Source organism: Photobacterium sp. DNB22_13_2 (genome assembly GCF_052873915.1).
Genome location: NZ_JBNNXU010000034.1, coordinates 17,732 through 39,788 on the forward strand (window position 1 = coordinate 17,732; position 22,057 = coordinate 39,788).

Below are 22,057 nucleotides of genomic sequence, written 5' to 3' on the forward strand. Positions count from 1 at the left end.
ACTTTAGCTATAGCAAAAAGTATCATTGGAAACACCGCTCTTTGCTGCTCTAAACTCGGAATTTTTACACTAATCCAATTTAAAGTTTAGGAAATCACACAGCCAAACTTGTTTATTGCTCACCACAGCAGCAACGAGCATGCCTAAAACGACACCAAGAGAATTAGCAAGCAAATCAAAAACCGAGCACTCGCGCCCGAAATAAGGCTGGATAAGTTCAATCACACCACTAAACAGTACAATGGCAATACAAGACTTGTAAAAAGCGCGTTTGGTCGACACCGCATATGCCGCAACAATGGCAAACACCGCGTAAGCCATGAAGTGCTGCACTTTGTCGATATGGGGTATAGAGACTAACTCTGGGCCGGTAGGTTTAAGTGAGAGAAACAGGATCAGAATAGCGTAAAGCAATAGAGGGAGTCGTTTTAGCATAGGTTCTGGGTTCTGGGTTCTGGGTTCTGGGTTCTGGGTTCTGGGTTCTGGGTTCTGGGTTCTGGGTTCTGGGTTCTGGGAAATTTTGGTTGGAGGTAGGAGAGGTGTAAAGCAGGAAAGTGTATATGGGCCTTTTTACGTAGCAAGCCCATATATCATATTATTTAAAACGGAAATACAAGATGAGTGGCAGCTGTCACTACTGCTAAATAAATTAATGACGCTATTCAGCAGGCTTAAGTAAATAGGATAGCCAAAATAGCTGATGACATTTTAACTTTAAAAAATTCATCTCTCGGTATTGAATCAAGCAGCTTTTACCGCTTCCGCGATATGCTCAGCCCATTGCTGTGCCATTTCTGCAGTTTCAGCTTCTACCATTACGCGGATCAATGGCTCAGTGCCTGATTTGCGCAGCAAGATTCGACCTTTCGGTGTATCTGTGCCCACTTCCATCGCTTTTTCCGCTTCAACCACAGCAGCTTTAACCATATCAGACTCCAACGGCTGGTTTTCACCACCGAAACGAACATTGATCAAGATCTGAGGCATCATTGGCATGTCAGCCACCAGCATATCCAAGCTCTTTCCGCTGCGGGCAACTACTGCCAAAACCTGAAGAGCAGCAACAATGGCATCGCCAGTGGTTACTAAGTTACGGCAAATAACATGGCCTGAGTTTTCACCGCCATACCACCAGTCGCGCTCAAGCAGTTGCTCCATCACATAGCGGTCACCAACGTTAGCGCGAACAAACGGAATACCTAGCTTACCAAGTGCAACTTCCAGCCCCATGTTAGACATGAGAGTACCTACCACACCACCCTTAAGCTGACCGTCGATCAATGCCTGCTTGGCAAGTACAAACAGAATTTGGTCGCCATCAATAACATTACCTTGGCTATCAACCATCATAATACGGTCGCTATCACCGTCTAGGGCAATACCCATATCAGCATTGTGCTCGACGACAGCCTGTTGCAGCATGCCCATCGAAGTAGCACCGCACTTGTCGTTGATGTTAAGGCCATTTGGCTTATCACCAATCGCAATCACTTCTGCACCCAGCTCGCTAAATACCGCAGGAGCAATGTGGTAAGCCGCACCATTTGCGCAGTCTACTACCAGCTTCATACCAGCAAGTGACAACGCTGATGGGAAGGTGCCTTTACAGAACTCAATGTAACGGCCAGCAGCATCGTCCATACGCTTGGCTTTACCCAGCAAGTCAGAAGATACGCACTGAATGTCTTTGTCTAGCTCAGCTTCAATCGCCAGCTCGACTTCATCCGGCAGCTTTTCACCGCTTTCAGAGAAGAACTTAATACCGTTATCGTAATATGGGTTGTGTGAAGCACTGATCACAATCCCCGCTTCCGCACGAAACGTCTTGGTCAGGTAGGCCACTGCCGGAGTTGGAATAGGGCCAGTCAAGATAGCATTAATACCCGCCGCTGAAAGGCCTGCTTCTAGCGCTGATTCCAGCATGTAGCCAGAAATACGAGTATCTTTACCGATAATCACTTTTTTAGTACCAAGTCGGGACAATACACGTCCCGCCGCCCAGCCAAGTTTCAATGCAAAATCAGGGGTAATTGGGTACTCACCCACTTTGCCACGTACACCATCGGTGCCGAAATATTTTCTAGTCATGATTATTGTAATCGTGTGGAAAAAAGAAAATCACTCTTTGAAACCTTGGTAAGAGCCTAACGCTTTTATCAGTTAGAGTGCATGGTATTAATTTTGGGAGAATAGACCAATTGTACTCAGGTATAATATTTTAAACTCCACTTTAAGCTGAATAAAAAAAATAAACCGTAAATAGCTGCAAATAACAATACTTAGCTACCTACTTATAGTTCTCAAAATAGGCGCCAGAAAATTAACTAACCGCTTTTAATGATGAAGCAGAATTAAATCGTGAGTTTAGGTAATCTTTAAACTCTTCGCCTAAACTTTCATGACGTAGGCCATACTCAACAAATGCACGAAGATAGCCTTGCTTATCGCCACAGTCATGAGACTTACCCGTCATATGGAAAGCTTCAACGGCTTCTTCTGCCATTAGCATATCAATGGCATCGGTAAGCTGAATTTCATCACCGGCACCAGGGGGAGTAATCGCCAACTTCTGCCAAATATTTGAAGACAGCACATAACGGCCAACCACAGCTAGATTCGAAGGCGCTTCCTCAACAACCGGTTTTTCTACCATTGCTGTCATGGCATGAGAATCACCACCATGAAGTTCGGCACCGCCACAGTCAACCACACCGTATTTAGATACTTCAGACATAGGTACCGGCTCTACCATTATCTGACTAGCCTTTGTCGCATCAAAGCGCTTCAACATAGCCGAAAGGTTTTCTCTTGACTGATCAGCAGTGTACTCATCCAAAATCACATCAGGCAAGACGACAGCAAATGGCTCATCGCCCACTAACGGTTTGGCGCAAAGCACTGCATGACCCAATCCTTTCGCGTGGCCTTGACGCACGTGCATAATAGTCACATCAGGAGGACAGATAGACTGCACTTCATCCAGCAATTGACGCTTTACACGCTTTTCCAAGGTAGCTTCAAGTTCGTAAGAGGTATCGAAATGGTTTTCGATAGCATTTTTTGATGAGTGGGTCACAAGGACAATTTCTTTAATACCTGCTGATACACACTCGTTGACAATATATTGAATAAGCGGTTTATCCACGATTGGCAACATTTCTTTTGGGATAGCTTTTGTTGCCGGAAGCATACGCGTGCCTAACCCTGCTACTGGGATGACAGCTTTTTTTACTGTACTCATTGTTGTTCCTTGATTTTGGGGATTTATAAGAGCTTAGATATATTATAATTAATAATTATTATTTAAAAGTTAAAAGCTTGGCTGCGGGGTTTATAAAGTTTAAAGCAAGCTCTTGCGTAACCGAAAACAACCTGCTTAAGAAACCAAAATAAAACGATGTAAAAGCGAAAACATCTATAATTTACAAATGATTATTTAATAATAGACAAAAATGGTAGTTCATCATTAACTAGGTAGTAATTTTAATTATGCAAACCATTCTGAATAGTGACTAAATTTCTAATTGCCTTTAAAGTCAAGATTTAACACATAATTTTATTTCTTTAGTACGCATTTTTATCTATAAACCCTTTAAAAATAGTTAAAAATACAATTTTTACATCAAGAAACACAGACCAGTTACGGATATAGTCTAAGTCAAACTCGATACGTTTTTCCATTTTATCCAAGGTATCGGTTTCACCTCGCCAGCCATTGATTTGAGCCCATCCGGTGATACCTGGCTTAACAAGGTGACGTAACATGTAACCGTTAATCAGCTTACGATATTCCTCATTGTGAGCAACTGCGTGAGGGCGTGGGCCAACAATTGACATACTACCTTGAATCACATTAATAAACTGAGGTAATTCATCTAGTGAAGTTCGACGAAGAAAACTACCAATCGGAGTAAGGCGGTTATCGTCCTTTTTAGCTTGAGTAACTTTATCACCGTTCTCCATCACGTTCATAGAACGGAATTTCCAAACCTTGATAGCTTGACCATCTATACCATAACGATGTTGTTTAAAGAATACAGGACCAGGAGATGTCAATTTAACCGCACAGGAAATCACCAGCATAGGAACGGAAATCAACAACAAAATGAGACTACCAACAACAAGGTCAAAAAAGCGCTTCAAAATACGGTTAGAACCATCCATTGGTGAAGAATAAATACTAATCACAGGCAAACCACCTAAATTATCACTTCTGGAATGCAAAAGTTCAAAAGTGAAAACATCAGGGAGGTACATAACTGAACAAGTTGTATCAGCTAGTTCATTGACTAGAGAGGCAATATAAGATTGCTTTGAAACAGGCAGCGCAATGTACACCTTGTCAATAAGGCCATTTTTTGCATCTAATACAAGTTGCTCAAGATCCCCATGAACTTGTGCAACCGGTAAAGTATGCTCTGACTCTACGTAGTCTGTTGTGTCATAATGCCCCACAATATTCAGCCCCATCCAAGGCGAGCGATTTATACGTTTCGCAAGCTCTTGACCTAAACGTCCTGCACCAACAATAGCAACTTGCCTTGTATTATAACCGCGACCACGTGCGGCACGCAGTATCATTTTTAATAAACGACGGTACAACAATAAGACAACCCAAGTTGAACCAAACCAAGTCAATTGATGGGTAATTGACGAGAACATGTCAAAGTGCAGCATTGAGTCGGCACTACTCGCGACCAAGAAGGCAAAAAGCCAATTAACACTTAACCGCCATGCTTCCATACGAAATGGGGTTGTACGCCATGACACATAAAAATGTTGTAATTCGCAGATAGCGTAAAATGATAGCATCGCAATAAATGCAGCCAAATAATTAGCGGCATCTGTTAACTCGACAAAATAATACGCCACCCAAATAGAGCTAGCTAATATTACTATTGAATCTGCAAATCTAGTAAACATTGCAACAGTAGTCTGACGACTTTGTAAAACTCCTTGTTGGTATTTCATAAGCACACCATTTAATTTGACTTGAACTTTTTACGAAGTAATTCTTTCAATAATAAAGAAGCAAATTTGCTATTAGTAACCAAGTATCTTTTCCACATTCTTCTTGGCTCTTGAATTACGCGGTACAGCCATTCCAATCCAGCATTTTGCATCCAAACAGGGGCACGTTTGACTTTTCCAGCAACAACATCAAAAGTGCCACCGACACCCATCACAAAATCAACGCCTAGTTGTTCCTTCCACTTATTGATGAAATTTTCTTTTTTAGGTGAAGTAATGGCAACAAACAACAATCTAGCTCCAGACTTTTTTATTTGTTTAACAACATCTTCCTCATTATCCCAAAAGTATCCGTGATGATAACCAGCAACATTGATATTTGGATAGAGTATTGATAGCTTTTCTTTTACTTCTGAAACAACTTCTTCTTTAGCACCGAGCAAATATACGGGAAGATCATTCTTGGCACTCATAGCTATCAGGTTATGAAATAAATCTACACCTGCAACTCTTTCAGGAATTTCATATCCAAGAGCACGAGCTCCCCATACGACACCCATACCATCAATATTTATGATATCACATGACTCCACAGACTCTTTTAACTGAATATCTTTTCGTGAATTAACAATTTTTGCAACATTAACTACAACATGTTGAGTAAATCGTTTATCATCAATTCTTGTCTTAATTTCGTGGACAGTCTCATCCATAGATAAAACATCCATAGATGTATTTAGAAAATCAATACGGCTCATAATTGTTACTTACTGTTATTATAAAGTGATAAAGCATAATAGGACCAAGCTTGAGTCCAACGTGTATAGTTTATTTTATTAGTTATGTATTTTGTTTTATGGTAAATAAATTGATTATCATTACTAATAAATAATTCTCTCGTAGCAAAATCGACCAGCTTATCACACAATATTAAGTCTTCTTTCTTTCCACCGACTTTAATTAAAGTAATAATAGCCTGCGAGAAGCTATGCATATCGATTGGATATATATTGTCATTATAATACTTTGCAATTCCATCATCAGTAAAGAAGTTGTCTAAATAAAAATTTAGACCATTTTCTATATGACTATCAAATTCTTTTGAACCAGATGATTCCTTTATTAATAATAATGCTTCTAAATTATATCCAGTATGAAAACCATCTATGAATTGATGATGAGACCTTAATCCATAAGCCCAAGAACCATCATTATTTTGTGCGTTAGTTGATTCTCTTGTAACTTTTAAAGCTTCTTCAAGTAAGTCATCATCTTCGAGTTTTTTTGCAGCAAAAGCAACCCAAGCAGCTCCCCAGAGACTAGCATTGTGTACGAAAGCTAATTCACCAGGTATATAAGCATAAAAAGAGTTTCCATTTACTTCCGTATAAAGCACTTTTGATATGAAGTATGCCGAATCAAGAGCAATATCGCAGTAAGTTTTATTTTCAGTAACACACCCCAACTCGTATAAAGCCCTAGATATATAGCATGTCGTAATTATATTCGGTTTTCCAGTCGGTACATAAAAAGCCCGGGCTTTCCAATCAAAATGGTAACCCCAGCAGCTATGTTGCCAATCATTAGCATCACAACGTTTAGTTAAAAGCCAATCTGCTAAATTTCGAGCTTCAATTAAATAGCTATTATCTTTCGTGCGATAATAATCTTGCAACAAGCCTAAAATTATAATACCAATTCCTTTTGGATTCCGTTTTTTTTCCACACCTAACAGTTTTCTAAAGTTAAAAGGAGATCTTTTATTTAATTGTAAAAAAAAAAGTCCAAATAAACTATTTTTTAAACTGGGGAAAGCTTTGAAAAAATTACTGTTTAGTCCATCAAATGGATCATAGCCTGCGTAATCGTCTGATTTTATACTTTCTAAAACTAGCTTTGTATATTGGTCTATCTCGAGATTACTCATATTACTTCCATGCTAAGTTCTTTATATATTTTTTCCAACTGCGGTTCAATAGCATTAATACTAAAGCAATTATCAAACTTGTTTTTGGCTCTATTTGAAAGTTCTTGATTTTGTACGCGATTAGTAATCATTTCAACCAAAGCTTCCGCTAATGCATCAATATCGCCAGGTTCAATGAGTAACCCTTCCTCTTTGTTAGTAATTGCATCAGGTATTCCTCCAGCTGTTGAAGAAACTACTACAACACCTGATGACATAGCTTCGAGCACTCCCATAGGAAAACCTTCATTATAACTAGGTAGTACATATACATCAGAAGCATTCAACAGGTTGGCTTTATGCTCGCCAGCAACCCAACCAATACACTCGATGTTATCAGTTAATCCTAATTCACTAATCTTATCTTTATATTGCTCAATTGGGCCATCGCCTCCAAGCAAAAGCTTGGCATAAGAAACTGAACTCACGACTTTTTTAAATGCCATAATGAGATCATCAACGCCTTTTCTTTTACCTAATCGCCCTAAAAATAGAACTTGCCCCTTAACTACATTACTTCTGTCAAGTTTAAGACTAGGGACAGCGTTATAAACAACAGAAACTTTATTAATGTCGTTTACAATGGTATGCATCCAACTAGCCCATTGGGTAGAGAGAACGATAACAGAGTCGGCTTTGTTGAAAGTATTTCTTATATATTTTTGTTGAAAGCTACCTGATTCTTCATTATAAAAAATTTGAAACTCTGAACCATGTAAATGGATGATTACATTTGAACCTAAAATTTTACACAACCTAACTATCAGGGACTTCCTAATGAAACTGCCTCGCGAAGACATGTGTATATGAGAAACACCAACATTATTAAATAAGTGAGCTAAAAATATTTTAAACAAACTCGTCAAATACAATATTATCGATGAAAGTTTAGTTTTATTTGATGATGAATGGGTATTAATGTATCTCACATTCCATTCATCCCATAATTTCATTGAACGCAAAACTTGTACTACAGTAGCAATACCACCTTGTCCATGGTAATTTGTACCGATCATTAAATTTATATGCTTTTTCATACCATACCAAAAAAATACATTAACTTCATTAAATTAAATCCTTATAGCTAAGGCACCTAAAGATAAAACAAATGTTGATAGAAATAATAGTGTAATAATATCTCTGCCAGATATATAGGGTGTACGATTAAATTTCTTGAAAACAAATATAGCAATAATGATATATAAGACTATTGGTGAAATTATTATTATACCTGACCGAACTGACCACAAAGCATTCAAATATAATATGATATATATTGTTATATCTGATGCCTTTTTTTCACGAATGGAATTATTATAATATATTGACAAAAGAAAGCCTTTTAACATAGATAATGGAATTAATGAATAATATCCAAAATCAATAAAATATGAAAAGGGCACTCCTATAGATTGTGCGGTATCTTTGTCTGTAAAATATTTCCTAATAAATTCAGCACCATGTTCAGAGTAATCTGGAATAAATATTGAAATATAAGCGCCAAATGAGTATTTACCGTATAATAAATCTCCGGATAAATCTTCCAATATAGATTGACCAAAAATATAAGCAGATGTTAAATCTGCATGAACAACCCATAGAGGAAGCTCATATAACCCAACACTACTAGATAACTGATCGGCACCAAACCTTAATACGGCTCCAACACCAATAAGCAAATAAACAGCAAAAAAACCACCTAGGATATATAAGACTACAGAGATAATCTTAACTTTCCTTGTAAATAGAAAAACAAGTAAACAACCTAATATTACATTTAGAACTTCTTGTCTTTGAAGAAATAAAAAATTTAGAAAAAAACCAACAACTACAGGTATTAAAAACTTCCTTGAGTCAGTCTTTAGGTATGCCAAAAAAAATAAAATCGCTAATGGTGCTATTAGACGTGTCGGGTAATCTTCAAAACCACCTAAGGTGAGTAAATATCTACTATGAGGGTTTCCAAAAAGAGGAATATCGCCAACATTTATAAACTTGCATACTTGGAAGAATGCAGCAAAGTAAAAAAGATACCATAAATACTTTAGATTAAAATTAAAACTAATACCATTTGAGTACCTAGTTCGTGATGCAACACTACCAATCAAAATACCCAAAATTATACTGGTTAAATAAACCGTAACAATGTCATATGATATGTTCCCACTCCACCCATAAGCAGCAACCCAATTAAGTGGATTTTCTAGAACCGCTAATGAAAAAAGAATAGCTGTTATTATCACAAAAGATAACGGTGAAACAAGAATTGAACCGTCTATTTTATTACTTATTTTCAAACGTAAACCTACCTACACGAGTTTAACTACATAAACATTAATACAATGACAAATTCCTGGTAGAAATAAACGTCAATTAGATAGTTAAAAATTTAATGTTATTAGAAAGTAAAGTTTATTTGATCTTTTTTGCTGGCACACCTGCCCATATTTCATTATCAGCAATATCTGATAAGACAACAGAGCCAGCTCCAATAGTAGCTCCCTTGCCAATTGTTATACCACCTAGAATAATTGCTCCAGCACCGATATAAACATCATCACCAATTATCGGCACATTTTCATAACCAGAACGACCACCAATTGTTACGCATTGAGAAATAGTTACATTCTTACCAATGACACATCTTTTATGTACTACTACAGAAATCCCTCCATACGCAAAAAAGCTTCCTTCCCCTATTTCTGTTCGAGGGTCAACAGCACAATTAAAGATAATCCTAATTACTGCCTTAAAGATAATAGCCGCACAAGGTACCTTTAATCTATGTAATTTATTTCCAATTCTATATAATTTAGTTACAGACATAGTGTTCTTTTGGATTCTCTATTGACCATACTCAGCCTATAAAGTGAGCTAAATATTAATACAAGACATACGATAGTAAAAGATAACTCTGTAGGATAAAAAATCAACGTAATTACTACAGAAAAGAATATAAGCGATGATTTTAAATTAATCAAAAGAGAAGTTCTACTTTGTTCGGCGGCCATTATTACATTTGAATCAACCAGACTCAATGTATTTATAAAGCTTTGGATAATTAACAACAAAAAGACTAGTCCCAACTTATAATAATATTGCTCTGGAGAGTAAAGATATAAAATTACTAAGGCAATACCTACGTTAATCAAATTCGTTACAACATTAACAACTCTAACATCACGAACCATTACTTTGGTCAGATTTAGACTCTTTACCTTATCACTAATAGATGCTGATAATAACGGTAGTTGATTTAGTGAAATTGCTCTCGGTAGCAGTAGTGATATTGCTGTAATGGTAATAAATATTGAGATTATACCTGCTAACTCTTCACCCTCAAAAAATTTAGCTATTGGTATTATACTAAGCGTTATACCACCAGTTAAAAAATTTGTGAATCCAAATTCAACCCCTTTGAACTCAGGCTTACTAAATTTAAATTTCGCTTGCTTATTATAGATAAAAATGTAGCTAGCTATTGATATAATTAATAAATTAAAGCCTATCACTTTACTAACCGATGAATCCGGAACAAAACAAATTGATGATAAGGTTAAGATAATCAAAACAACATCAAAAGCTATAATTTTTCTATAATGTCTTAAAGCTAAAAAATAATGTCTTGGTAGTTGATATGTTGACCAACCCACAAGAAGAAAGATAATTGATGAGGTTTCACTGGATAAATTCATAAATTTGCCGACTAATAACATGCCAGTTATTATAATACTTAACAAAGTAAAACTCATCAGCGCAAGTTTATTAAATTCAGTTACTCGATCTTTCTCATTACTTAGTTTAGGAACCCTAACTAAAATAAGTGTACACCAGCCAATAGCACTAAAATAGGATAAAATTTGTGCTATTGAAAACCAAGAAGCAATATGACCTAAAACACCAATACCAAAAAAATATTGAAGTGCTAAGAACAACAAGACTTTATAACCACCGGGTAAACCGGTGGCTATAATGGCTTCAACTTTACTAGTTAAGCCTTTTGAAAGCATTAATCAACAATCCCTTTTGTATCAATAATCAACCCATTTGGTAGGTTTATATCAGCTTTAAATTCTTTATGATCTACAAGAATCACGTGAATATCAGCTTCTTGTTTTGCCAACTCAAATGGCACTAATTCAACATGTTCTAATTTAGAAGGTAATGAATTAATGTTAGGCTCAACAGCAATTACTCGTCCACTATGAATATCAGCTATTTTTTGTGTTATTAACATTGCAGGACTTTCACGTAGATCATCAATATCAGGTTTGAAAGCTAGCCCATAGCATGCAATAGTTAACTCTCTTGCCGTTCTATCGTTATCTGTTTGTAAACAATCGGCGACCGCCATTCTTACTTTATCAATAACCCAATCAGGTTTCCCATCATTAACCTTTCGAGCAGTATGAATTATTTGTGCTTCATCAGGTGTTTTAGATACGATAAACCATGGATCGACGGCAATACAATGTCCACCAACACCTGGTCCAGGTTGTAAGATGTTTACACGAGGGTGGCGGTTAGCAAGTGCAATCAATTCCCACACATTAATATCTAGCTTATCACAGATAATTGATAGCTCATTAGCAAAAGCAATCTGCACATCACGAGAACTGTTTTCAGTCAGTTTTGCCATTTCTGCTGTACGTGCGTTAGTTACTACACATTCACCAAGAACAAAGGTTTTATATAACTCTACTGAACGTTGTGAACAACGTGCAGACATACCACCAATAACACGGTCATTCTCAACAAGTTCGCGAACTACATGGCCAGGAAGGACCCGTTCAGGGCAATGGGCAATATTTACATCAGCTTCCTCGCCATGTGTCTGTGGGAAAGTTAGGTCTTTGCGTATCTCTGCCAGCCATGCAGCCATTTTTTCTGTTGCTCCAACTGGCGATGTTGACTCAAGGATAACCAAATCACCTTTTTTCAATACTGGTGCTATCGCTTCACTTGCGGCCTCAATGTATGAAAGATCAGGTGCAGGCACCTCTCCTTCTTGGCAAGGTAAGAAAGGCGTTGGTACTGCAATTAAAAACGCATCTGCAGGCTCAGGTGTAGTAACCGCCTTTAAATACCCTTCGCTAACTGCAGCACTCACGATCATATCAAGATCAGGTTCAACAATATGAATCTTACCTTGATTAATAGTGTCAACTGCGTGTTGACTTACATCAACACCGATGACTTTCTTTTTACGTGATGCAAACATCGCTGCTGTTGGTAAGCCAATATAACCTAATCCAACTACGGAAACTGTTTCGAAAGACATTTTTAATCCCTATTTTTTGTTTTAATTTTAAATATTATTTGGCTAATACATCGAGAATGCGCTGACAAGCTTTACCATCACCATAAGGGTTATGGGCATAACTCATTGCTTGATACGCTTGAGTATCAGTAAGCAAGGTATTTAAATGAATGATAATTTCCTCAACGTCAGTACCAACTAATTTCACGGTACCAGCAGCAACAGCTTCAGGCCGTTCTGTCGTATCACGCATTACTAAAACCGGTTTGCCTAATGAAGGGGCTTCTTCTTGAATACCGCCAGAGTCAGTCAAAATGATATGAGCGCGACTCATTAAATAAATAAACGGCAAGTACTGCTGAGGCTCAATCAAATGAATATTATCGACACCAGATAGTATGCGTTTCACTGGTTCACGCACATTTGGATTTAAGTGAACCGGGTATAGAATTTGGCTTTCAGGATGCGACTTTGCTGTTTCAGCCAGAGCCTGACAAATACGTTCAAATCCACCACCAAAACTTTCACGTCGGTGTCCAGTTACTAAGATTAGTTTCTTATTGTTATCTAAGAATGGGAACTGAGCAGCTAAAGTTGCATTTAAATCTTTGTCAGTATCAATCTTGTCTTTTACCATCAATAAAGCATCAATTACCGTATTGCCAGTGACTGAAATATTCAATGGATCATAATTTTCATTAATTAAGTTCTGCTTAGAAGTATCTGTCGGTGCAAAGTGATATTTAGTCAAAGCACCCGTTAGTTTCCGGTTTGCCTCTTCTGGCCAAGGCGAATAAATATTACCAGTGCGAAGGCCGGCTTCTACATGACCGACAGCAATTTGTTCATAATATGCTGCGAGGCTTGCTGAAAAAGTAGTTGCAGTATCACCATGGACCAAAACCACATCTGGTTTAAACTCTTGCAATACTGGTTTTAGCTCAAGCAAAATTCGTGCAGTTACATCATTGAGTGTTTGACCAACTTTCATCAAGTTCAGATCAAAGTCCGGCTTAATTTCAAAAAGGTCTAAAACTTGATCAAGCATTTCTCGATGCTGAGCAGTCACACACACTTTGGCTTCAAAACGCTCATCACCAGCTAGTGCATGAACTAGCGGTGCCATTTTAATTGCTTCTGGGCGAGTACCAAAAACCGTGAGGACACGTTTTTTTGTCATCTTTAAATCCTAATTATAATTTTCTAAATTCATAAATCAGGCTTATAAATAATAGAGGCGCCAAATTGGCGCCTCTATTATTATTTCCTTCCTGATGTTTATTTATTTTGAATTACTATAGCTATAGTTGTAATAACCGTAGTTTCCACCATAATAACTACTAGCTTTACGAACAACGGCATTAAGAATAAAACCTTTAATCTCAATACCATTTTGTTCAAAACGCTGTTTAGTCACTTCAATTTCTTTCACTGAATTTTGACTGAAACGTCCCACTAGCAGTGTGGTACCCGCATGGGCACCAACAATAGCAGGGTCAGTTACAGCCAAAATTGGTGGGGTATCAACAATAACGATATCGTAATTTTCTGATGCCCAGTCCATCAACTCTTTAAAACGCGGGTGCATTAGCAGCTCTGATGGATTTGGTGGCACTTCACCTCGACCAATAAAGTCCATGCCTTCAACACCTGGTTGCTTGATTAGACTTTCAATACTGGTTTGGCCGCTTAAGAAATCAGACAACCCTGGTTTAGGATTTATTGCCATCTGTTTTTCCATTCGGCCTTTGCGCATATCAGCATCAATAACCAACACTTTCTGGCCTGATTTTGCAACGACTGCCGCCATGTTGGCAGAGACAAATGATTTACCAATACCAGGGCTCGGACCAGAAATCATTATGATGTTATTCTTCGCTTCCATCATGGCAAAATGCAAGCTGGTTCTCAGACTTCGCAATGCTTCGACAGACAAGTCTGCAGGGTTAGACACCGCTAACAGGGTATCTTGTACCGATAGCTGCTTTTTACCCTTTTGCTTTTTCTCCAGTTCAATCTGCCAATCTGACATTGGCACACTGGCATAAACCGGTAAGCCGATGGCTTCGATTTCATCTGGATTTTCTACGCCACGGTGGAAAGCTTGTTTCACCAACGCAAATGCTACTGACAATACACCACCTAACATGGTAGCAATTATAACGATAATGGCTTTTTTAGGTTTAACTGCTTCTTCCAAGGTCTCGGCGTTATCCAGAATACGGACATTACCAACCGCACTAGCCTTCATGACGTTTAGCTCTTGAACCTTGTTAACCAACTGCAAGTAAATCGCCTGATTAACTTCGACATCTCGGCTTAAGCGAATCACTTCTTGCTGGGTTCTTGGCATACGAGAGACCATACGATCAATACGCGCTTTTTCGCCTTCTAAAGTTTGACGTTTTTCTAGTAACGAGACATAAGCAGGATGACTTTTGGTAAAGCGCTGGGCGATATCAGATTCTTTGAAGGTTAGTTCATTGAGCTGCGCCTCTACCGTTACCATAGTATCAAGCACAGATTTAGCTTCTAGGGCTAAGTCCACAGAATCATTTTCAAGCTTATAGGCATTTAACTTTGCTTCAGACTCATCTAACTGCTGCTTAATATCAGGTAAATGACCACGTAAAAACTGTAGGCTCTTCTCCGCTTCTGCGGAAGTACGATCAATATTCTGCATTAAGTAATCTTCAGTAATGCTATTGAGTACCTTCTGAATATCATGAGGTTTTTCACCCTCAAGAGTTAATCTAAGAATGCCAGTTTTTTTACCCTGTTCAGAAACTCTAACTTTTTTTTGCAATTCACTAATGGTGACTAAGCGAGCACGCTTAACTACGGTAAATTCAGTTTCAGGAGCTGCTATAATATCTGACACTAAAATCGAAATGTCTCCAGCTTCTGACAATTCACCTTTACGCCCCGTAATTAGTTCTTCACCGTCAAAAGAAAAAGTATAGCTCTGGTCAGTTTCAACCGTGAAAAGAAGCTTCTCCCCCATTAGCGAGTGTGGAAGCTCCAGCTTTGAAATGATCGCGACCGGTTTGTCTTCATCTTTTAATCTTGCTAAACCTTTACCAATAATCGGCAGATACTTTGGTTCAACATTTACAGTGAGGTTGAGCTTATCAACCGTATTACCCAATACCATACGGGATTTAATAATTTGAATTTCGGTATCAGCAGAAGACTCTGATGCAAACATTTCAGAAATGTCAGAAAGCCCAGGTACTCCTGAACTTTTTTCTTCTACCTGAACTAATGCATCTGCTTTATAGACTGGCGTTGCTAAAAGCGCGTAAACCACGCCAATAGTTGCAAACAAAAATGTTGTGACAATAATTATCCAGCGATAATCAAGCAATACACCGAAAAGTTTTCCCAAATCGATTGCATCTGAATCGTTCTGGTTGTTTATGTTCTGATTAACATTCATAAATATTTATCTGAGTTTATTGCAGAGCCTAAATCATAAAAATAGATTCTGCATATTAACATATTACGCCTATTCAACTTATGAGTTTATCTAGACTATACAAAGGAACTAGAAGCTTGGCATTTCAGAGTCTATTACCAATCCCTCACTCGAAGTGCACCTTCAGTTAGCTCATTAAAGCCAGTAATAGTTGGTAACAATTGACGCACTACTCGATTCCAACGACTAATCGGTGCGGCTGTTACATAAACAATATCATAAGGCTGTAACTCAAATTCGGTACCGATCACCAAGGCTGATGCATCTTTAATATTCAGCTGGTAAATATTTGCCAATGGCTGGCTTTCATCATTGGTTGATAGCTCATTGCCACGGATGACGAATATACCGGTGGCATCGGCTTCAAGCTCATTAATACCACCAACATGACTCAACGCTTCGGTTAGGCTCATACCGCTACGATCAATTTTAAGTAGCTGTGGGTTATTCACTTCACCCATTACAAATACTTTTTGCGCATCGTTTCGTGGTACGTGAACAATATCACCAGGGCGTAATAATCGGTTCTGGGTTAAATCGCCGCGTTGCATTAGCGCATAAAGTGAGACGTTTTCTTCCATGCCATTTCGGGTAAGCGTCACGTTACGCCAATCAGCACTCTCTGCTAGGCCGCCAGCACGGTTAACCGCATCCAATAACGTTAATGGCACATTAGTAATTGGCTGCTGGCCCGGCTGATTTATTTCACCCGTAATGTAGGTTTTCTGCGAGCGGAAAGACGCAACATTAACATCCACTTGTGGGCTTTCTATAAACTCCGCCAACCGTAAAGCAATTTCATCCCGTACTTGGGTAACCGTTTTACCTTCTACACGCACAGAACCGATATAAGGATAAAAGATTGAGCCATCAGCGTGTACCCAGTTACCCGCTTCTGCTGAGCTCCGATAAGAGCCCGCAGGAATGGTCAGCTCAGGGTGGTCCCAAATGGTGATATTTAAGATATCACCAGGTCCAATCCGGTACTGATAGCGCGCAATCTCAGCGTCTATTGCCGGATTTGCCTTTGAGTATACAGCCGGCGCTTTAAATTGCCTTACTGCGCTGGCTGTTAGCGGGTAGACATTCACCTGTTCAGATATGTCACTGTCTCTTTCTTGTTGAGAAGCAACGACATTTTTATCATCTATATTTAAGTGTGAACCGGGCACTGTACAGCCCGCCAGCATGGCTGTTGCCATTGCCGGTATTAGGAGCTTCTTTGTGAAATGCATATTTTTTTTCGAAAAAGTTGAAAGAAGAAATAAAAAGTCAGCGATCAGCGATCAGCGATCAGCGATCAGCGATCAGCGAAGATAAAATGATTAAAACAAAAAGTGAAACTACCGTTGGTTGACCCAGCTATCAGCTATCAGCTATCAGCTATCAGCTATCAGCTATCAGCTAAAGATGAACGGATGTTCTGGGTCCAAACAAGAGAAACTTTGCTAATTTATACAACGGTCAGCTTAACGACCAGAGTGGTTTAGGCATGCTACCGCCCTTAGGTTGTGGTTCCTAATGACCGTCAATTTTTGAGTGCGAGGTACACTACCGCAAGTTTGTTACGTCGAAATGTCAAATTTCAACTTAAATGATGAGGTTTCCCCCCTTCAAATATGGTTGATGATTTTACACATTTTTTATGTTGATAGGAATATGAATTTTGTCGCTTACTTTCACAAAACCTTAAGAAGCATTTTTACCTCATTGATTTTTAACAACTTACCTGCCATTCAGAAGCTTTCAAAAACGTTATAAAATCGCTAGGACCCAAGTAGCACACCTAAATCCTCCTCAAGGTGATCTTTATCAGTAAGTTACTCACTATTTTTGGGAGTAACTTCTCTTTTTGAGGCTCCTGAGTTTAAGAATTCATAAAACTCTTTTATGACAATTAGCTAGATGCATTGCGGATTTGTGTTAATCGCAATATCATTGCATAGAAGGCGGGAATCGCTTGATTTATATTTTTTTATATACGTAACTGTTACTTTTGACCAACAAGTAAGGGAATGGGATGAAAACAACAGCTTTGGCAATGATTGCTGCGCTATCACTAAGTGGTGCAACTTTCGCAGCGACTGAAACAGGTACTACTGCTGCGACAACTGGCGGTACAGCATCTTCTACTGCGACGACTGCAGGTGCAACTGCGTCTACAACTGGTGCAGCAGCAGGTACAGCAGGCGCGACCGCAGCAGCAGCTGGTGGTATTACAGCAACTACCGTTGCAGTCGGTGCAGCAGTTGCTGTTGCTGGTGTTGCGGTCGCCGATTCTGGCGGCAGCACAAGCACAACAACGACAGCAACAGCAACTCAGTAATTCTTTAACCAATTAAAGTTTGAGTTGATTGTGATTAACCGCGCTTTATTGCGCGGTTAATTTTGTTAATTGACCTGAAATTTACTCAACAGCGACTAGACAGCGACCACCTTAGTCTGACACCTTATTCTGAAACACTCTATTTACCTCAATTGAGCAATTTGGATGCTACCTCCATGTTTCGACAATGTTCCACTGCATTACTTCTCTTACTAGCACTTACAGGGTGCAGCCAGAAGTTTAATGATGTTAACGACACCGTTAATCTTGCCTTTTTTGGTGACAAAGATATCGCCTTAAGTGCAAAAGAAATCAACCAGCTGCCTTATGCCAGTATGTATGCCCGTGTTGATGATGGCCCACAGGCTTTTATGGTACTGGCTTTTGCTGAAAATAGTGTGACGCTTGGTTTAACCGACTTAACAGATTTATCGACGTCAAGCTCAGTAAATCCATCATATACTCAGCTTAAGTGGGTATCTGCTGACAAAGGGATGCTTATCACAGAAAACGGTCGGATAATCAAAACCCTCAACTTACCATCAGGTAATCTTGTAAGCAGCCGTAGCAATCAAACTGACCCACTCGCTTTGGGGCTGCACTTAGCCACTACCCCAACCCATTGGCAGCATACTATTGATTGGCAACCTGGGTATCATTTTGGCTATCCGGTAAAAAGTGAATTTGCCTTCATTGCTAGCGAACAGCTTGATATCAACGATAGCAGTAAGCCAAGCAAGCATTATATCGAGCGTGTCTCTATCCCTACCCTAGGTATTGAATACGACAATCACTGGTGGATAGATCCAAGCAACGGAGCCGTCATTAAAAGCAAACAAAAACTGGCTCCCAATCTGCCTTATATCGAACTGATTCAACTTAAACCATTTGCCTAGGGATAATATCGTGAGTTTTTTTAGATTTATTCAACGAGCAATGCCATCACTACTCATATTTTTAACGGTAGTCTCGTTTAATCCATCAGCAATTGCTGCGAATAACACTCAGAAAACGTTGAATGTCACTATTTACAGCCCAGATAAAGCTCAAGCATGGTCTTTAAGCTATTTAGAGCCTGTTCGTTTGAGCCAAGTGGTTAGCGACAATATTGCTACGCAGCTAACAAATGCTTCTCAATTAACAAAGAATAGTCGTGGGCAAAACAATCCCCTTCGCGCCGATAATATTTTCTGGCTCGGGAGTACTTTGAGCACAGCCACTGAACCAGAGAACAAATCAACGGTTCTTAAACTCATCGACCAGCTTGTTGATAAAGAGCCGACCAGCTTTGCATTGAAAGCGAGCCTTAAGGCCAATGAACGATGGATAAGCGATAACATCATATACACTAGGCAGTTTATCGCGCTTGATTTTGATGCCATTAGGTTGAACAAAAAATTAAACCCTTTGCTCAATGGAGATTATCATCTTTATTTAGCCAATCGCCCCAATGATGTGTTGATCATTGGGGCCACGCAAAAACCAACCACACTCCATTGGCAGCCACGTTTATCGGCAAAGCAATACCTAGATAAAACAGCATTAATTGACAATCACCAAAAAGATTATGTGGTGGTGATTCAGCCAGATGGCAAGGTAGAACAACACCCTATTGCTTACTGGAATAGCGATCATATGGACGTTGCTCCTGGAGCGACCATTTTTATCGGCTATGGCAATTTACCGAGTGGCTACCAGTCGCTCAACCAGGAAATGATTAACTTGCTAAGGAACAAGGTGCTGTAATCATGTCAAACAAAGGAATCAATATTTTTGCTCAAGCACCTATTCGCTTCTTCAAACTGTCTGCTATTGCATTGGCAATCCTGCCTGTGTTTTCAGCAAATGCCGATGAGTTTAGTTACCCGGTATTAAAGCCATCACAGTCTGACTTTGGTGGCGTCGGCTTGATGCAAATGCCTACAGCACGAATGGCTTCTGAAGGTGAATTTAATTTCAATATTACCAATAATGATGACTACGGATTTTATAGTGTTTCTCTACAATTATTTCCGTGGTTAGAGACCACTATTCGCTATAGTAAAGTTCATAACATTTATTCAACTGATAATCCAGATTTTAGTGGTGATAATAAACTCCATGATAAAGGAATTGATCTAAAAGTTAGGTTACTTCAAGAAACATACTGGTTACCCGAAACTTCATTCGGCTTGAGAGATTTTGGTGGAACAGGTTTATTCGATAGTGAATATTTTGCCGCAACAAAAAATTTTGGCCCTGTAGATTTAACCTTTGGAATTGCATGGGGTTATATTGGAAATAGTGATAATATCGGGAATCCATTTTGCACTAGTGACTGTGAGCGACAAGGTTCCATGGATAAGCAATGGGGGACAACTGATTTCAACTCTATGTTTAAAGGGCCAACATCTCTTTTTGGAGGAATTGAGTATCAGACACCATTTAAGCCTCTGAGGTTTAAGCTGGAATATGACGCTAATGATTACAAGGGCGATTATCAAGTAAAATACGCTGATATTCCAATCCCACAAAGTAGCCATATTAATGTAGGAGCCTTGTATCGCATTAATAATTGGGGAGACGTACGTTTAAGTTACGAAAGAGGTAACACACTATCACTCGGATTCACTCTATATACCAACTTCAATAGCCTGAAGTCAGGCTGGCAAGATGAGCCAGCCCCGAACTATGCCCCTAGAAGCCAAAGCTCATCAAACGAGCCTGAGCTTACCAATGCGGAATGGCAGGTTCTTGCTGACGAGCTGCACACTATTGCGGGCTATAAGAACCCGACTATTCACTACGATGATAAGAGTGTTACGGTCAGTGCCGATCAGAATAAATACCGCGATCGCAATGAGGCACATGAACGAGCTGCAACCGTATTAGCAAACCGAGGCCCAGATGTTGCTGAGTATCGGTTGATTGAAACCAGCAATCATCAAGCGATTACCGAAACCCATATCGATGCCGAAAAATTCGGTGAAGTTGCCAATGTTGAGTACATCGGCGCGAGCGTTGAAGACAGCAGTTCGGTATCTGTACCGAGCGAGCCTGAAGGCACACTGGTTGCTGAGCCAAGCAAACGCTGGGATGTCAATATTTCCCCGACTCTGCAGCAATCAATCGGTGGGTCAGAAGATTTCTACATGTTCAATATTGGTATCAATGCCGGTGCAAACTACTGGTTTACTGATAACCTTGAACTCGGCGGCTCGGTTTACTTCAATATCTATGATAACTACGACCAGTTCTTGTATGACGTGCCACCTGATGGCACCGACTTGAAGCGTGTTCGTACCTTGGTTCGCCAATATATCAGTGATAACCCTGTCCGCCTTGATAACCTCCAGCTTACCTGGATGGATAAGTTAGGCGATAACTGGTACAGCCAAGCGTATGGCGGTTACCTTGAAATGATGTTTGGCGGTATCGGCGGTGAACTATTGTATCGTCCATTGGGTGCAAACTGGGCTGTAGGTATGGATGTCAATTATGTCGTACAACGCGATCCTGATTCTGCCTTCGGTTTTTTTACTGAAGAAGATCAATTTGACCCAATCACAAATCGTCCATATCGCGTTCAAACCGGAGCGATGACTGGTCATGTTACCGGCTACTATCAGCCACAATGGGATTGGTTGCCAAATACTTTATTCAAGATTAGCGCGGGCCAATACCTGACTGAAGATATCGGTGTCACTGTCGATTTCTCAAAGCAGTTTGACAGCGGTATTACCGCCGGTGCCTTTGCCACCTTTACAGATTTGTCTTCCGATGAATACGGTGAAGGTAGCTACACCAAAGGTTTCTACATCTCGATTCCGTTCGATGTGATGACAGTGAAGCCAAGTACTAATCGTGCGACGATTTCTTGGTTACCGTTAACACGTGATGGCGGCCAGATGCTAAGTCGGAAGTACCAGCTGTTTGGGGTGACGGACGCGAGGTATCCGTGGTACAGCCGCAAAGCGGTTGAGTAGGAGCGAGGAAGAGCGGGTCCTGGGTCCTGGGTCCTGGGTCCTGGGTCCTGGGTCCTGGGTCCTGGGTCCTGGGTCCTGGGTCCTGGGTCCT

Annotated in this window: 18 protein-coding genes; 4 read left to right on the forward strand and 14 right to left on the reverse strand. The window is 39.6% G+C overall.

What is annotated here, in order from left to right:
* Positions 1-69 precede the first annotated feature (69 nt).
* The 14 genes from ACVA58_RS26645 to ACVA58_RS26710 all read right to left on the reverse strand — a co-directional run bounded on the left by ACVA58_RS26645 (position 70) and on the right by ACVA58_RS26710 (position 16,910).
* Positions 70-435 (reverse strand): VanZ family protein, encoded by a 366-nt coding sequence (locus tag ACVA58_RS26645; protein WP_446513279.1) that lies wholly within the window; start codon positions 433-435, stop codon positions 70-72.
* A 306-nt stretch (positions 436-741) separates the two neighbouring features.
* The gene (gene glmM, locus ACVA58_RS26650; RefSeq protein WP_446513280.1) at positions 742-2,088 is read right to left on the reverse strand and encodes a phosphoglucosamine mutase; all 1,347 of its coding nucleotides are present in this window, start codon (positions 2,086-2,088) and stop codon (positions 742-744) included.
* Positions 2,089-2,320: 232 nt separating this feature from the next.
* The gene (gene galU / locus ACVA58_RS26655) at positions 2,321-3,241 is read right to left on the reverse strand and encodes a UTP--glucose-1-phosphate uridylyltransferase GalU (RefSeq protein WP_446513281.1); all 921 of its coding nucleotides are present in this window, start codon (positions 3,239-3,241) and stop codon (positions 2,321-2,323) included.
* 323 nt (positions 3,242-3,564) lie between these two features.
* Positions 3,565-4,971 carry an undecaprenyl-phosphate glucose phosphotransferase gene (locus tag ACVA58_RS26660; protein ID WP_446513282.1) on the reverse strand — a complete coding sequence of 469 codons (1,407 nt, stop codon included), beginning with the start codon at positions 4,969-4,971 and terminating at the stop codon, positions 3,565-3,567.
* A gap of 11 nt (positions 4,972-4,982) precedes the next feature.
* Positions 4,983-5,729: a WecB/TagA/CpsF family glycosyltransferase gene (locus tag ACVA58_RS26665; RefSeq protein ID WP_446513283.1), complete on the reverse strand. Its 747-nt coding sequence runs from the start codon at positions 5,727-5,729 to the stop codon at positions 4,983-4,985.
* A gap of 5 nt (positions 5,730-5,734) precedes the next feature.
* Positions 5,735-6,898 carry an aspartate-semialdehyde dehydrogenase gene (locus ACVA58_RS26670; RefSeq protein ID WP_446513284.1) on the reverse strand — a complete coding sequence of 388 codons (1,164 nt, stop codon included), beginning with the start codon at positions 6,896-6,898 and terminating at the stop codon, positions 5,735-5,737.
* Positions 6,895-7,974: a glycosyltransferase family 4 protein gene (locus ACVA58_RS26675; RefSeq protein ID WP_446513285.1), complete on the reverse strand. Its 1,080-nt coding sequence runs from the start codon at positions 7,972-7,974 to the stop codon at positions 6,895-6,897. Before ACVA58_RS26675 ends, ACVA58_RS26670 begins: the two co-directional genes overlap by 4 nt.
* Positions 7,975-8,007: 33 nt before the next feature.
* Entirely contained in the window at positions 8,008-9,234 is a 1,227-nt protein-coding gene (locus ACVA58_RS26680) for a hypothetical protein (protein WP_446513286.1), read from the reverse strand.
* Positions 9,235-9,349: 115 nt separating this feature from the next.
* Positions 9,350-9,763, reverse strand: coding sequence for a serine O-acetyltransferase (locus ACVA58_RS26685; RefSeq protein WP_446513287.1), 414 nt, complete (start codon positions 9,761-9,763; stop codon positions 9,350-9,352).
* Positions 9,754-10,947, reverse strand: coding sequence for a hypothetical protein (locus ACVA58_RS26690; protein ID WP_446513288.1), 1,194 nt, complete (start codon positions 10,945-10,947; stop codon positions 9,754-9,756). The genes ACVA58_RS26685 and ACVA58_RS26690 overlap by 10 nt, the downstream gene beginning before the upstream one ends.
* Positions 10,947-12,218, reverse strand: coding sequence for a UDP-N-acetyl-D-mannosamine dehydrogenase (gene wecC / locus ACVA58_RS26695; RefSeq protein ID WP_446513289.1), 1,272 nt, complete (start codon positions 12,216-12,218; stop codon positions 10,947-10,949). Before wecC ends, ACVA58_RS26690 begins: the two co-directional genes overlap by 1 nt.
* Positions 12,219-12,252: 34 nt before the next feature.
* On the reverse strand, positions 12,253-13,377 hold the full coding sequence (gene wecB / locus ACVA58_RS26700) for a non-hydrolyzing UDP-N-acetylglucosamine 2-epimerase (protein ID WP_446513290.1): 1,125 nt from the start codon (positions 13,375-13,377) through the stop codon (positions 12,253-12,255).
* A gap of 102 nt (positions 13,378-13,479) precedes the next feature.
* Positions 13,480-15,636 carry a polysaccharide biosynthesis tyrosine autokinase gene (locus tag ACVA58_RS26705; protein WP_446513291.1) on the reverse strand — a complete coding sequence of 719 codons (2,157 nt, stop codon included), beginning with the start codon at positions 15,634-15,636 and terminating at the stop codon, positions 13,480-13,482.
* Positions 15,637-15,770: 134 nt separating this feature from the next.
* On the reverse strand, positions 15,771-16,910 hold the full coding sequence (locus tag ACVA58_RS26710) for a polysaccharide export protein (protein WP_446513292.1): 1,140 nt from the start codon (positions 16,908-16,910) through the stop codon (positions 15,771-15,773).
* A 785-nt stretch (positions 16,911-17,695) separates the two neighbouring features.
* Between ACVA58_RS26710 and ACVA58_RS26715 the strand changes: the two genes are divergently transcribed.
* From ACVA58_RS26715 to ACVA58_RS26730, 4 genes are all read left to right on the forward strand, one after another.
* A complete protein-coding gene (locus tag ACVA58_RS26715; protein WP_446513293.1) occupies positions 17,696-18,001 on the forward strand; it encodes a hypothetical protein in 306 nt (101 codons plus the stop codon).
* 176 nt (positions 18,002-18,177) lie between these two features.
* A complete protein-coding gene (locus ACVA58_RS26720) occupies positions 18,178-18,897 on the forward strand; it encodes a YjbF family lipoprotein (RefSeq protein WP_446513294.1) in 720 nt (239 codons plus the stop codon).
* Positions 18,898-18,907: 10 nt separating this feature from the next.
* Positions 18,908-19,747, forward strand: a complete 840-nt coding sequence (locus ACVA58_RS26725; protein ID WP_446513295.1) for a capsule biosynthesis GfcC family protein — start codon at positions 18,908-18,910, stop codon at positions 19,745-19,747.
* A gap of 2 nt (positions 19,748-19,749) precedes the next feature.
* Positions 19,750-21,966, forward strand: a complete 2,217-nt coding sequence (locus ACVA58_RS26730; protein WP_446513296.1) for a YjbH domain-containing protein — start codon at positions 19,750-19,752, stop codon at positions 21,964-21,966.
* Positions 21,967-22,057 lie beyond the last annotated feature (91 nt).

Excerpts from the sequence above, each read along its gene's own strand:
- ACVA58_RS26730 (WP_446513296.1), top strand. The coding sequence starts at position 19,750 with ATGTCAAACAAAGGAATCAATATTTTTGCTCAAGCACCTATTCGCTTC.
- ACVA58_RS26660 (WP_446513282.1), bottom strand. The coding sequence starts at position 4,971 with ATGAAATACCAACAAGGAGTTTTACAAAGTCGTCAGACTACTGTTGCA.
- ACVA58_RS26690 (WP_446513288.1), bottom strand. The coding sequence starts at position 10,947 with ATGCTTTCAAAAGGCTTAACTAGTAAAGTTGAAGCCATTATAGCCACC.
- ACVA58_RS26710 (WP_446513292.1), bottom strand. The coding sequence starts at position 16,910 with ATGCATTTCACAAAGAAGCTCCTAATACCGGCAATGGCAACAGCCATG.
- ACVA58_RS26665 (WP_446513283.1), bottom strand. The coding sequence starts at position 5,729 with ATGAGCCGTATTGATTTTCTAAATACATCTATGGATGTTTTATCTATG.
- ACVA58_RS26705 (WP_446513291.1), bottom strand. The coding sequence starts at position 15,636 with ATGAATGTTAATCAGAACATAAACAACCAGAACGATTCAGATGCAATC.
- galU (WP_446513281.1), bottom strand. The coding sequence starts at position 3,241 with ATGAGTACAGTAAAAAAAGCTGTCATCCCAGTAGCAGGGTTAGGCACG.
- ACVA58_RS26715 (WP_446513293.1), top strand. The coding sequence starts at position 17,696 with ATGAAAACAACAGCTTTGGCAATGATTGCTGCGCTATCACTAAGTGGT.
- ACVA58_RS26645 (WP_446513279.1), bottom strand. The coding sequence starts at position 435 with ATGCTAAAACGACTCCCTCTATTGCTTTACGCTATTCTGATCCTGTTT.
- ACVA58_RS26685 (WP_446513287.1), bottom strand. The coding sequence starts at position 9,763 with ATGTCTGTAACTAAATTATATAGAATTGGAAATAAATTACATAGATTA.
- wecC (WP_446513289.1), bottom strand. The coding sequence starts at position 12,218 with ATGTCTTTCGAAACAGTTTCCGTAGTTGGATTAGGTTATATTGGCTTA.
- ACVA58_RS26720 (WP_446513294.1), top strand. The coding sequence starts at position 18,178 with ATGTTTCGACAATGTTCCACTGCATTACTTCTCTTACTAGCACTTACA.
- wecB (WP_446513290.1), bottom strand. The coding sequence starts at position 13,377 with ATGACAAAAAAACGTGTCCTCACGGTTTTTGGTACTCGCCCAGAAGCA.
- ACVA58_RS26670 (WP_446513284.1), bottom strand. The coding sequence starts at position 6,898 with ATGAGTAATCTCGAGATAGACCAATATACAAAGCTAGTTTTAGAAAGT.
- ACVA58_RS26675 (WP_446513285.1), bottom strand. The coding sequence starts at position 7,974 with ATGAAAAAGCATATAAATTTAATGATCGGTACAAATTACCATGGACAA.
- glmM (WP_446513280.1), bottom strand. The coding sequence starts at position 2,088 with ATGACTAGAAAATATTTCGGCACCGATGGTGTACGTGGCAAAGTGGGT.